This window comes from Parageobacillus sp. NEAU-HV-2, from assembly GCF_059115485.1.
Genome location: NZ_JBXUJJ010000002.1, coordinates 260,755 through 272,771, shown reverse-complemented (window position 1 = coordinate 272,771; position 12,017 = coordinate 260,755). Strand labels below are relative to the sequence as shown.

The 12,017-nt window shown below is 44.8% G+C and carries 14 protein-coding genes; 1 reads left to right on the top strand and 13 read right to left on the bottom strand.

The features are described 5' to 3' along the window. Nucleotides 1-82: 82 nt before the first annotated feature. The gene (locus AC1WMD_RS04825; protein ID WP_494256150.1) at nucleotides 83-1,237 is read left to right on the top strand and encodes an ISL3 family transposase; all 1,155 of its coding nucleotides are present in this window, start codon (nucleotides 83-85) and stop codon (nucleotides 1,235-1,237) included. 39 nt (nucleotides 1,238-1,276) lie between these two features. On the opposite strand, the gene AC1WMD_RS04820 is transcribed toward AC1WMD_RS04825, so the two are convergent. From AC1WMD_RS04820 to pilM, 13 genes are all read right to left on the bottom strand, one after another. Then, nucleotides 1,277-2,254 (bottom strand): LacI family DNA-binding transcriptional regulator, encoded by a 978-nt coding sequence (locus AC1WMD_RS04820; RefSeq protein ID WP_494256148.1) that lies wholly within the window; start codon nucleotides 2,252-2,254, stop codon nucleotides 1,277-1,279. A 396-nt stretch (nucleotides 2,255-2,650) separates the two neighbouring features. Next, complete coding sequence (gene minD, locus AC1WMD_RS04815; protein ID WP_494256147.1) at nucleotides 2,651-3,454, bottom strand: septum site-determining protein MinD; 804 nt, start codon at nucleotides 3,452-3,454, stop codon at nucleotides 2,651-2,653. Nucleotides 3,455-3,456: 2 nt separating this feature from the next. Further along, nucleotides 3,457-4,152 carry a septum site-determining protein MinC gene (gene minC / locus AC1WMD_RS04810; RefSeq protein ID WP_043905631.1) on the bottom strand — a complete coding sequence of 232 codons (696 nt, stop codon included), beginning with the start codon at nucleotides 4,150-4,152 and terminating at the stop codon, nucleotides 3,457-3,459. A 40-nt stretch (nucleotides 4,153-4,192) separates the two neighbouring features. After that, the gene (gene mreD / locus AC1WMD_RS04805; protein ID WP_494256146.1) at nucleotides 4,193-4,711 is read right to left on the bottom strand and encodes a rod shape-determining protein MreD; all 519 of its coding nucleotides are present in this window, start codon (nucleotides 4,709-4,711) and stop codon (nucleotides 4,193-4,195) included. Beyond that, nucleotides 4,708-5,574 (bottom strand): rod shape-determining protein MreC, encoded by an 867-nt coding sequence (mreC, locus tag AC1WMD_RS04800; RefSeq protein ID WP_494256145.1) that lies wholly within the window; start codon nucleotides 5,572-5,574, stop codon nucleotides 4,708-4,710. Before mreC ends, mreD begins: the two co-directional genes overlap by 4 nt. A gap of 21 nt (nucleotides 5,575-5,595) precedes the next feature. Then, entirely contained in the window at nucleotides 5,596-6,618 is a 1,023-nt protein-coding gene (locus AC1WMD_RS04795; RefSeq protein ID WP_043905634.1) for a rod shape-determining protein, read from the bottom strand. 164 nt (nucleotides 6,619-6,782) lie between these two features. After that, nucleotides 6,783-7,463: a RadC family protein gene (gene radC / locus AC1WMD_RS04790; protein WP_494256143.1), complete on the bottom strand. Its 681-nt coding sequence runs from the start codon at nucleotides 7,461-7,463 to the stop codon at nucleotides 6,783-6,785. A gap of 46 nt (nucleotides 7,464-7,509) precedes the next feature. Next, nucleotides 7,510-8,070 carry a Maf family protein gene (locus AC1WMD_RS04785; protein WP_494256142.1) on the bottom strand — a complete coding sequence of 187 codons (561 nt, stop codon included), beginning with the start codon at nucleotides 8,068-8,070 and terminating at the stop codon, nucleotides 7,510-7,512. Between the two features lie 113 nt (nucleotides 8,071-8,183). Beyond that, nucleotides 8,184-9,137 (bottom strand): stage II sporulation protein B, encoded by a 954-nt coding sequence (locus AC1WMD_RS04780; RefSeq protein WP_494256141.1) that lies wholly within the window; start codon nucleotides 9,135-9,137, stop codon nucleotides 8,184-8,186. A gap of 110 nt (nucleotides 9,138-9,247) precedes the next feature. Next, nucleotides 9,248-9,709: a type II secretion system protein gene (locus AC1WMD_RS04775; RefSeq protein WP_043905638.1), complete on the bottom strand. Its 462-nt coding sequence runs from the start codon at nucleotides 9,707-9,709 to the stop codon at nucleotides 9,248-9,250. 4 nt (nucleotides 9,710-9,713) lie between these two features. Then, nucleotides 9,714-10,481 (bottom strand): pilus assembly protein PilO, encoded by a 768-nt coding sequence (locus AC1WMD_RS04770; RefSeq protein WP_494256295.1) that lies wholly within the window; start codon nucleotides 10,479-10,481, stop codon nucleotides 9,714-9,716. Further along, on the bottom strand, nucleotides 10,481-11,074 hold the full coding sequence (locus AC1WMD_RS04765; protein ID WP_494256139.1) for a PilN domain-containing protein: 594 nt from the start codon (nucleotides 11,072-11,074) through the stop codon (nucleotides 10,481-10,483). Before AC1WMD_RS04765 ends, AC1WMD_RS04770 begins: the two co-directional genes overlap by 1 nt. Continuing rightward, a complete protein-coding gene (gene pilM, locus AC1WMD_RS04760; protein WP_043905641.1) occupies nucleotides 11,064-12,011 on the bottom strand; it encodes a type IV pilus biogenesis protein PilM in 948 nt (315 codons plus the stop codon). Before pilM ends, AC1WMD_RS04765 begins: the two co-directional genes overlap by 11 nt. Between the last annotated feature and the right edge of the window lie 6 nt (nucleotides 12,012-12,017).

The window sequence follows — 12,017 nt, the reverse complement described above, 5'->3', positions numbered from 1 at the left end:
TTTTCTGATCAAGGGTACAAAAAATGCGAAATTTCCTGTATGGTAAAGGTGACCAAACCATCAACCACGGAGGAAATTTCGCATGCAATCTCAGTTTATCAAAGATTTGATCGCTTTACCAGGCTTTCTTATTCAAGGAGAACGATGGATTTTTGAACTTTCTCTCCCTCCTCATTGTCCGATCTGCCCGACTTGCTTCGGACGGACAACCAAAATGTCATCGAAACGAAAACAATGGATTCATGGCTATACAAATACGGTCGGTTTATTTTGGATTGAACTTCCCATAGAAAGACGGCGTTGCCAAGCCTGTTTTCTGACGTTCACCGTTTCTTATCCGGGACTTCCGTCTCACAGTATCGCGACGGAATCGTTTCAACATTGGGTCGCCCAGTTATGCATCGGAAAAACGATTCAAGAAGTCGCTCGCTTGTTACAACTCGCCTACACAACAGTAGAACGCTGGTTTTATCAATATGCCCCGGCTCTTTTACCAACATCGAATCCTACAGTAGTATGTGTGGATGAATTCGCTTTCCGAAAGGGACATGATTACGGAGTAGCGGTGATGGACACACAGACTCGGAATGTCCTTTCCATTGCTTCTGGAAAAAATGAAGAAGCCATTGTGGAGGCGCTTCAACCCGTCGCCTCCAAAGTGAAGTATGTTGTCAGCGACTTGGCTCCTGCCATGAGAAAAGCCATTGAAAAGGTATGTCCAAAAGCCATCTATGTTCTTGACCACTTCCATGTGATTCAGTTATTCACCGATGCACTGAAACGTTGTCGCAAATACCTTGCCAAAGGCGGAACCAAACATGGAAGCGTTCGCCGCGTGTGCCGATGGTTAAGCCAACGTCCAGAAAAATTAACAGAAGAAGAGAGACAGGAAGTTCGACAATGGTGCCAAGAAAGTGCTTATTTACGCGATGTCTATCAAGCACTTCAACATTTCCGTTACGTATCCAAAAGCCAAACAAGAAAGCAAGCCGAAACTCGTTTGACCCAATGGTTTGCCCGGTACCTTTTTAGCGACTGTGCCGCCGTACGCAGTATTGCCAAGGCACTCATCACCCGAAGAGACGCAGTGCTTTCTTGCATCGTTTTTTCTTACTCGAATGGTCCAATGGAAGGAATCAACAACAAAATAAAATTGATCAAAAGGCGAGGATATGGGTATCGAAATATCCAGCGTTTTACTTTGCGTGTCCGTCTAGAGACCTCTATCACATTTTAACGTAAAAATCAAGTACATCTTTTGGTGATGAACCATAACTTACGTTGTTGATCGTTCAATAAGTTTGACAGGAAAAACATTCTCTAATTCAAATTCCTTTCCCTCGATTTGTTTCATAATTAATTCCACTGCACATTTCGCCATGTCTTCTAGTGGTTGATGTATGGTAGTAATTGGCGGCACAAATAAAGAAGCTAGCTTAATGTCATCGTAACCAACAATTTTAATATCTTCAGGTATACGTTTATTCATTAAGTAACATGCTTGAATAAGATAGGCTGCTATTACATCGCTACTTGCAAAAACTCCATCAATGTCTGGATGCTCTGTTAATAACCTACGAACAATTGACTCGTATTGAGTGGTGTTAAAAACATTAATTTCTGTTTCGATGATCGCTGACTCGATTCCATGTTCTTTTGTCAATTCGATAAACGCCTCAGAACGTTTATTAGCAAGCAAATTAAGCTGCAAATTTCCACATATATGAGCAATTTTTTTGCACCCCTTTTGAATTAACAGGTTAGTTGCTAGCTTTCCGCCATGATAGTTATCCGATGAAACGTAAGGAAAATTTTCACTAATACATCTATCAAAAGTAACAATTGGATAGTTTAAATTCATATACTCTTCAACCTCAAGCGTGTGACTTCCCATAATGATGCCATCTACTTGATTACTTTTTAACATATCGATGTACTCTTTTTCCTTAACCCGGTCTAAAAGGGAATTACAAATTAATACTTTATAACCTTTTAAATAAGCATAATATTCAATAAAGCCCGCCAATTCTGCAAAAAAAGGATGAGATACAATCGGAATAATTAAGCCTATTAACTTTGATTTTCTTCGATGCAGTGATCTTGCAATCTCGTTTGGTCGATAATTTAATTCTTCCATTGCTTTATAAACCTTCTTGCGCGTTTCATCACTAATGTATCCACGATTATTTAATACACGTGATACGGTGGTTACTGTTACACCGGCTAGTTTCGCTACATCTTTAATTGTTGGCATATTTCTTCACCTCACCTTACTATCATGTTAATATATATCGAAAACTGTTCCTATTTTCAATTCCACATTATAATAAAGCCTTTTCATTTTTGTGTATAAAGTTTTCTATAATTACTCCAAATACCATTCCCAATATGTATTATTATAATAACTTTTTCTCCCGTTTCGGAGCATAATATCAGTACTAATTAAAGTAATTGTTTCGATTTTAGTTTACTTATGGAATAGATATATACAATAAAGGGAGGTTTCTCCAATTTGTTACCCATTAAAATATATAATCAAAACATGTCCTTTGCTGAACCACAGGCTAAAAACAAGCATAGATAAGGCATAAATACAAACAAAAAAGAGAGGCAATTTCCCCAAAAAGCTGAAACTGCCTCTAGTTATTATTTAACGCATGCTAAAAATCTTTTTAATTTTGGAAAAAATCCCCTTTTGTTCCTCCTCCAACGGCTGCAGCGGAACAGATTCGCCGAGAATTCTTTTGGCGATGTTTCGGTAGGCGATCGATGCTTTGCTGTTCGGATCTAAAACGATCGGTTCCCCTTTATTAGAAGCTTTGATGACGTTTTCATCATCGGCAATAATTCCTAACAAATCAATCGATAAGTGCATGACGATTTCGTCCACATCGAGCATATCGCCGTTTTTGACCATATGGCTGCGAATGCGGTTAATGATGAGGCGCGGCGGCTTAATATGTTCCTCGCTTTCAAGCAGACCGATGATGCGGTCGGCGTCACGCACCGCAGATACTTCCGGAGTCGTTACGACAATCGCTTCATCCGCTCCCGCCACCGCATTGCGGTAGCCTTGTTCAATACCTGCCGGGCAGTCGATTAACACATAATCGTAATCTTGTTTTAATTCGTCTATCAACTGTTTCATCTGCTCTGGGGTAACGGCGGACTTATCGCTCGTCTGCGCGGCCGGCAATAAATAAAGATGATTGTCAAACCGCTTATCTTTTACTAGCGCTTTTTGCACGGTGCAGCGCCCTTCGACAACGTCCACCAAGTCATAAATAATGCGGTTCTCGAGCCCCATGACGACGTCGAGATTGCGCAGCCCGATATCCGTATCGACAAGGCAAACCCGCTTCCCAAGTATAGCGAGCGCCGTCCCAACATTGGCGGTTGTCGTCGTCTTTCCGACGCCGCCTTTTCCGGATGTAATGACGATAGCTTCTCCCACTGTCACCTTCTCCTTTCTAACCGCGTCAAATTCGGTCGCAAATGCATCAGCAGCTGCAAGCGATCAACAACGATTTGGTTATGTTCATCGATATAGGCGCACTCCATTTCGTTCCCTTCATCCGTTTTATAATCGGGAGCCCGATTCATTACATCACTGATTCGCAGCTGTGTTGGTTTCATCACCGATGCAGCAATAACCGCTTCTTTATTTCCATAATACCCAGCATGGGCAATGCCGCGCAATGCTCCAAGTATAAAAATATTTCCGCCGGCAATCACCGTTCCCCCTGGATTGACATCGCCGATCAATAAAAGGTCTCCTTGTACATGCAAGACTTGGCCGGAGCGAACGATTCTCGCAACAGACACGATCTCCGTCTTCCGTTTCCACTCGAGCGCCTCTTCCTTTGTCATGACATTGCTTTCAATAGAGGAGACGACCAAATTTTTTGTGTGGCGGATCAACGTGCGCAATTCTTCCTCCTGCTTCGGTGTCAGATAACGGTTTCCGACTTTGAGATGAACAGAAACGAGCGGACTGTCCGGCTCTATTTTTTCGCCAGCAGTTAACTTTTCTTCGAGTTCTTTCAACAAATCATCATAGGAGCAATTGTCATCGAGATGCAACGTTAGCCCATCTTTCGTTCCTTTAATCGTTACGTATGATTGTTGTTTTTTTTTCGTCACAACGTTCACCTCAACGAATAATTCTACAAAAAACGTTCATTTTCCTTTTTTAATCTTCCTGTTCGAGGCGCTTGATTTTTACGAGCCGTTGTTTTAACGGATAGGAAAAGACAAGCAAAAATACGCTGTTAAGCAGCAACGTTGGCCATAACCGATGTGAACAAAACGTTTGCAAAGGCATATCCGTTCGCCCGATGAGCAACTGGATGCCGTACACATAAAATTCAAGAACGGTGGTAAAAAAGAGTGCGAGCAAGCAGGCGATGAGCCAATGCTGATAAAGCACTTTCATCGCTTTTGCAGCGATATAAGCGATTAATGTAAACGCAAACGCATAAACGCCAAGCAATTCGGTATAGACGCAATCATACAAAAGACCAAAAATAAACCCGTAAATCATCGCGCGCGTTCTGCCAATATAGACTGCCGTAAACACAAGAAAAACAAGAAAAAAACGCGGCACAAAAAAATAATCGATATATAAATCATTCTTTGGCCATACATCGACAAAAATGCTTTCACTGACAAAACACAAAATCGCAAGGAAAGGAAGCAGCCATTTTTTCACTTTGCTTCCTCCTTTTCTTGCAGTGTTTCATCAATTTTCCTTTTGACGATAATGACGTCATCAATGTCATATAAATTGGCGGACGGCTTTACGTAAACGACTTTTGTAAGGCCATATTGATCAGATTCTACTTTCGTCACTTCCCCGATAGGGAGTTCTTTCGGGAAAATGCCGCCAAGACCGGACGTCAGCACTTTTTGCTTTTTCTCCACTTTTGCATCAAATGGAATTTCCTTTAGCAATAGCTCTCTCCGTTTTTCATCGTATCCTTCGATGAGGCCGAAGACGTTTTCTTCCCCTTGCACGTACGCTGAGATGCGATTATTTTGGTCGAGCGCGCTTAATAGTTGAACGGTCGACGTGAATTGGGAAGCGTGCTGCACTTTGCCCACCAGTCCTTCCGGGGTAATCACTGCCATATCCTTTTTGACTCCGTGCTGCTCCCCTTTATTCACGATGATCATTTCCCGCCAACGGTCCGGATTTCTTCCGATCACAGTAGCTTGGATTGGAATAAAATCGCGCAGGCTCTCTTTTTTATCCAACAAAGCGCGCAGTTGTTCATTTTCCTTTTTCAATGTTTGCACTTGCGCTTCTAACGTGACATATTCCTCGAGCCGTTCTTTCAGCAGCTTGTTTTCTTTATATGTATTTCTAATGTCATTGATATTCTCAAAGAAGCCCGCAACGAGCTGTGCGGGCTTATGGAAAATCAATTGTACAAAACCGGTTGTATCTTTCAAAAACTGCTCGGACCATGTCAGTTCCTTGCGATCTTTTAAGGAAAAACCAATCAATGCCACGAGGATAATCATGCTGACGAGCAGTAAAATGAGCCGTTTATTTAAAAAGAACTGTGGCATGATGTTGACACCCTCTTACTGTCAGCGATGGTCTCTCGCTTTATTTTTAAATAAATGAATATGATCAAGCGCTTTTCCCGTTCCAATTGCGACACAATCAAGCGGATTTTCGGCAACGATCACCGGCATATCCGTTTCCTTGCTGATCACTTTGTCGAGATTGCGCAGCAATGCGCCGCCGCCCGTTAGGACAATGCCGCGGTCCATAATATCCGCCGCCAACTCCGGCGGGGTTTTTTCCAACGTATTTTTAACAGAATCGACAATCGCATAAACGGTATCGCGCAGCGCTTCTGCAACTTCTTCGGCGCTGATTTCAATCGTTTTCGGAAGTCCTGTCAATAAATCGCGGCCGCGGATTTCCATTTTGCCGATTCCTTCCGGATGTCCTGCCGAGCCTATTTCAACTTTAATCGCCTCGGCCGTCCGCTCGCCAATCATTAAATTGTATGTTTTGCGAATGTATTGAATAATAGCTTCATCCATTTCATCACCGGCGATGCGGATCGATTGGCTCGTGACGATGCCGCCAAGCGAAATGACGGCTACTTCCGTCGTGCCACCGCCGATGTCAACGACCATGCTTCCAGTCGGCTCCCATACAGGAAGATTCGCCCCGATGGCTGCGGCAAACGGCTCTTCGATCGTATAAGCGTCGCGCGCTCCTGCCTGACGCGTCGCGTCGATGACAGCGCGCTCCTCCACCGCGGTGATCCCGTATGGCACACATACCATTACGTACGGTTTCCCAGCAAAAAATCCTTTATTTTTAATCGCCTGTTTAATGTAATATTTCATCATGGTAGCTGTCGTTTCATAATCGGCGATCACTCCATCTTTCATCGGCCTTAATGCAACGACATTTCCAGGCGTACGGCCGATCATGTTTTTCGCCTCATTGCCGACCGCAACAATCTGCTTCGTATCCTTTTGAATCGCGACAACCGACGGTTCTCTTACCACAATTCCTTTTCCTTTTACGTATACAAGCGTATTCGCTGTTCCTAAGTCAATACCGAGATCCTTTGTCCCAAATCCAAACATATTTGATATCTTCCTTTCTGAAACGAAATGCTTTTATAAAATTATTCGCTAAATTTGTCGATTTTGCACATCAGTTTGTTTCCCTGTTTCGTACAACACCGCCCAAACCATTCATAAAAACTCATAATTGATATTATAACTGATTCGACAAAAAATGAGAACCGCTACACATACCCTTTTTCTTTCAAACTAACGAATTTTTGATCGCCAATAATTAGATGGTCTAGGAGTTCAATACCAATAATCCGGCCGCATTCGGCAAGCCGCTTCGTTACATCAATATCTTCTCGACTCGGGGTTGGGTCGCCGGAGGGATGGTTATGCACACAAATAATCGAGGCAGCCGAGCGCTTAATCGCTTCTTTAAACACTTCACGCGGATGAACAATGGAGGCATTTAAACTGCCGATAAATATCGTTTTGCGGTGAATCACTTGATTTTTCGTATTTAAATAAATCGCGACAAAATGTTCCTGCGACAAAAAACGCATGTCTTCCATCACATATTTTGCCCCATCTTCGGGAGAACGAATCACATAGCGATCATGGTATCCGAGACGGTGAATACGCCGTCCAAGCTCGATCGCTGCTAAAATTTGGATCGCTTTTGTCGTTCCGATTCCTTTAATGCTTGATATTTCTTCGACCGTCGCATCTTTCAACAGCCGGAGTCCCTCAAAGCGCTGGAGCAGGCGGTGGGCAAGCTGCAATACCGATTCCTCTTTCGTTCCCGTCCGCAACAAAATCGCAAGCAGTTCATGGTCCGCCAAACTTTCCGGTCCAGAGGAAAGAAGACGTTCACGCGGACGAACATCTTTTGGCACATCGCGAATCATCCATGTCATTGAATTGCCTCTCCCCCCCTTTTTATCTTTTCCAGTCCAAAGCAAATTACCAACCAAGCTGCTTTAGCTCGCGCACGGTTCGCGATAACGGCAGCCCGACAACGGTAAAATAATCGCCTTCAATTCGTTTCACAAACAAAGCAGCTCGCCCTTGAATGCCGTATGCCCCTGCTTTATCCATCGGTTCTCCCGACTCAATGTAAGCGGCAATTTCTTCTTCGGTTAAATCCCAAAAAAACACTTTTGTTTTTTCGACAAACAATGCTTGTCCATTCGGAGAAAGAATCGCCACACCTGTCAATACTTCATGCTCCTGCCCCGACAGCATGCGCAGCATCTGTGCTGCTTCTTCTTTCGTTTTCGGCTTTCCTAGTATGTTGTTTTGATAGACGACGACCGTATCTGCCCCGATGACATACGCATCAGGATGTTGGCAGGCAATCGCTTTCGCCTTTCGGTATGCAAGCGACTGCACCGTTTGCTCTGGAGTTTCTCCTTCATGAACGTGTTCTTCAATACGGCTGACGAGGATTTGAAACGGGAGGTTCGCTAATTCAAGAAGCTGTTTCCGGCGCGGGGAACTGGACGCTAAAATCAACTGTTTCATGATCATCACCCTTTGCACTCGCTTCAGATTGGAAGATACAACTGTATCGTACCAAATTTTGCAGACAGACACAATTTTTCAAAGTCGAAATAGCACGAAAAAAAAGAAGCTGTCTAGCTTCGCAATGGAAAAATGGACATATATGATTGCAGCGCTTCGAGCAGCTCTTGTTGTGTTTTCCGCAGCAGTTCTTCTTGCTGGTTCGTTTTATATGCCATTAAGGCGAGATAAGCATTTTTGATCGCGGAAACGTATTGTTTTACATGCTTATCGTTCGGAATCGATTTGGCGGCAAACTGCTTATAACTGCTTTCTAATTCCTCCCACACATCGGCTTTGACGTCGCCTTTCCCTAATAAAACAGCAGACACAGCCGCCATGTCCATATATAACGTTTCCCCTGCCTGAATGACGGAAGTGCGTTTGCTGCTATCGGCATCGGTGAAGGACAATGATTTAATATATGTGCTTTGCGCCCCGCCTTTATACAGCTGACTGACTTTCCGCAATGTTTCCTTGTCCTGCCCGACGCCGATCAACAAGGCGACCGGCTGCTCTCCTACCGTCACAACAGGAATGGATGAGGACTTCAGCTCCTTGGCATAGCTAGCTGCCGCTTTGGCATCCGAAAATACTCCTGCTTGAATAACGCTGATGGTAAATGGAGAAGAAACAGCCTCTTCATGATGAACCTGTTTGGTGTCTGACTGTGGCAAAGTTTCTGTTTCCTTAGGAATCGTTGTCACCGCTTCCTCTGTCTGGAGCGAATGGGATTTTTGCTTTGGAATCATATTTAATACAATAAAACCGAAGCTTGTCCCAACGATAACAGCGATGATGATGGAAATGATCGCTGATTTAGCGCGGGCATTCCATCGATTGCTCTTGTCGCGTTTCTTTTTGATGGATGGCAAAGAGGTGTTTAATGATGATTCTACACGATTTACATGTTCATCGATCCTGTTTTCCGGGATTTCCGCATTATCTAGTTGTTGCGGTTTATCCATTGTAAACGGACGCTCTTTTCCGTTAATTCTCACCGTAATTTCCTGCCGATGCTTGTCCATTGTGCCACCATCCTTATTTCTCTATTTTTCGCCTATCTTATCATAAACAAAGAAAAAAAGAACAAGACATTTGTCGTCTTGTTCGCGAATCATTTCGGCAAATTTTGCGCTTATCGGTCACGGATTTGCTCGACCGACAACGCTTCGACAGGAACTTCCGGAGACGTGTCGGAATAAGTGCAAAGCTGTTTCGTTTCTCCTTTTAGGCAAATAGAATAGTTGAGCGATCCGTCTTCCCCTTTGGTGATGAGCACATAAGACGGATTCGTTTCCGCTGGCAGCACATTGCCGGTAAACGGATCTTGGAGCGGATGAAGCATTCCTTCTTCGACAAGCTGGCGGTATGTCAACGTTGCCGAAGAGCGCGCTGGCAAAAACTCCACTTTTTCCGCCCCGACATACAGCCTTGCCGCCTCATAAAGCGCATAGGCGTCCGACACAAACGCCCTCTCTTTTGATTTTTCGATCAGCTGCAGCACCGCAACCACCGCGATGGAGGATACGATTCCGAAAATAACGATGACAGCCAGCAGCTCCACTAGCGTCATTCCCCGATTGCACCGCAGCAGCATATGATCACTCCGCCTTCCGTTGCTGCTGCGTTGGCGGTTGTCCCCCAGGAATCACTTCTGTCAGCGGGTTATCCTTTTCACTTGGAGGAGGAACGTCCAGCTGCGGCAGCAGCTTTTGTAACTCTGCTAGTTTTGGATAATAAAAAGCGCTAACAGTCAACGAATATGTCAGCGGATTCACTTCTGTGTCCACGGACGTCAGCTCTGGATTGCCGGCAAACGAAAGCTTTTCGACGGACACGATGCGGTCCAAATCTTCAAGCGTCTGTAAAAAACGTTCCAGCTGATAATAGGTCGGCGATTGCACCGTTAGCTGCACCGTTACTTTTTTTAGTCCGTCCGGCAAGGCGGTCGCGGGAGATCGCTCCTTCGCTGGCGCTGCGTTTGTTTCTGCTTTTCCTGTTGTTGCGTTTGTGTCTTCTCCCTCTGCCTCAGCATTTTCTCCTTCAGAAAAGCTGATGCTGGAAATCAGGCTGTTGGAAACGACCTCCGCTTTTTCCAAATCAAGAAGAAGCTGCTCGGTCAACGGCCTCACAGGGATTTTCTTTTGCAGCGCTACGACGCTTTCCGGCAGGCCTTCTTGTTGTTTGGCCGCGTCTGCTTTGATGGCTGCCAATATTTTTTTCTCGTTCTTAACGGTGTTGGTTAACTGTTCTATTTCCTGATACCGCGGATACAGCAAATAAAAATACAATCCTGCAAATATGGCGCCAAATACGACGAACAATAGCAGCAAAATAACGGCTTGTCGTTTTGAGAAACGTACGGTCATCATTGTTTCTCCTTTTCCGCTAACGCTTGTTTGCGAACATGAATTTCATATTGGGCGAGATAACGGGGCACCACTTGCTTTTCTTCCGTATCCTGTCCATTGTTTTTGTCCGTGGCATTCACTGCCGAAACATTTTTCAACTGTACAGCTTCGACAAATTTGGCGTCCTCGAGCCGCTTTAAATAATAGGCCGCTTGCTCGCTTGTATCAAACTGCACGGCAACAGTTACCGTTCCGTTGCCCGCATAGGAAAAATTCATCACAAATCCGCGCTCCGGCAGCAGCTTCGTCATATTGCGCAACAGCGGCACCATTTTCAGCGGGTAATTTTTCGACCATTGCACCGCTTCATGAAGCTCTTTTATTTCCTGCGCCGATTGGGCATCTTTTTGTTTTTGCTGCTCGATCGCCTGCATAGCTCTTATCTGTTTGAGCTCGCCCGTGAGCACGTTAATTTGTTCATTCACCCGCGCACTCAAAACGTAAAAAACAACGGCAGCTGTGATGAGAAGCGCGGCGAAAACGGCAATGCTCACAATAACGGCCGCGTTTTTCGGCTCTTTTTTCGGCAATAAGTTAATCTCAACGATCATCGTCTGTTCCCTCTTTTAGCGCAAGTCCCCATGCGAGATAATAGCGCGCGTCCACCGCGCCCGCCACGGAAGCGGAAAGCTGCTCGACAGGCGCCTCAAACCGTTCCTGCAATGCTTCATAAACGTGAGGCAGCCGCGGGTGATCCCCGATGAGAAAGACGCGCGTAATTTGCTGTTTTCCTTGCTGGAGCGAAAACGAATAGAAATTCATCATCCGTTCGATTTCTTTATATATATCTTCAAACGGATCGATAAACGGCGATGCTTTGGCTGCATCCATTTCCTCATACGGCTCGAGCGGAAAATGGCGCATAAAAGCGGGTTTATGTTCATGAAACGCGCTCACATTCATGGAAGTTTGATCAAACTGAATAAGCAAAATATGATCATCTTGTTTCATCTGGCGAGCGATATAAAAAAGCCGGTACGCACAAAGAGGAGAAACGTCGGCGGCGATCGGGCGCAGCTTTACCGTTTCGAATAACTCGGTATAATGAGAGACCGCCTCTTCCGGAGCGGCAAACAGCAAAATGACGGTTTCCTCTTTCTTCCTTTCTACTACAACATAATCAAAGACCGGATTGGAAAACGGCACCGGAATCGTCGCCCCCAGCTCCATAAATAAATAGCCGCGGATTTCATCATCTTCAAGATCAGCGGGAAGCGGAATGCGTCGAATCATCACGAAAGAATCCGGAACGATAAAGCGGACGCGGCGCCCTTTTAATTTCCATTCTTCCACACATTCTTCCAAAATCATTTCTAGCGTCTCGCTGTCGATCATTTTGCCGTCTTGAATGATTCCTTTCGGAAGGCAGCGCTCGCCCCATTTCTGCACCGATAACGGGTCGCCCGGCTTTGTCTCGACATAGCGGATGACATGATCTTTAATCACTAAATTAGCAACTTTATGCTTTCGTTTCCACAGCGCAACCATGCTTAT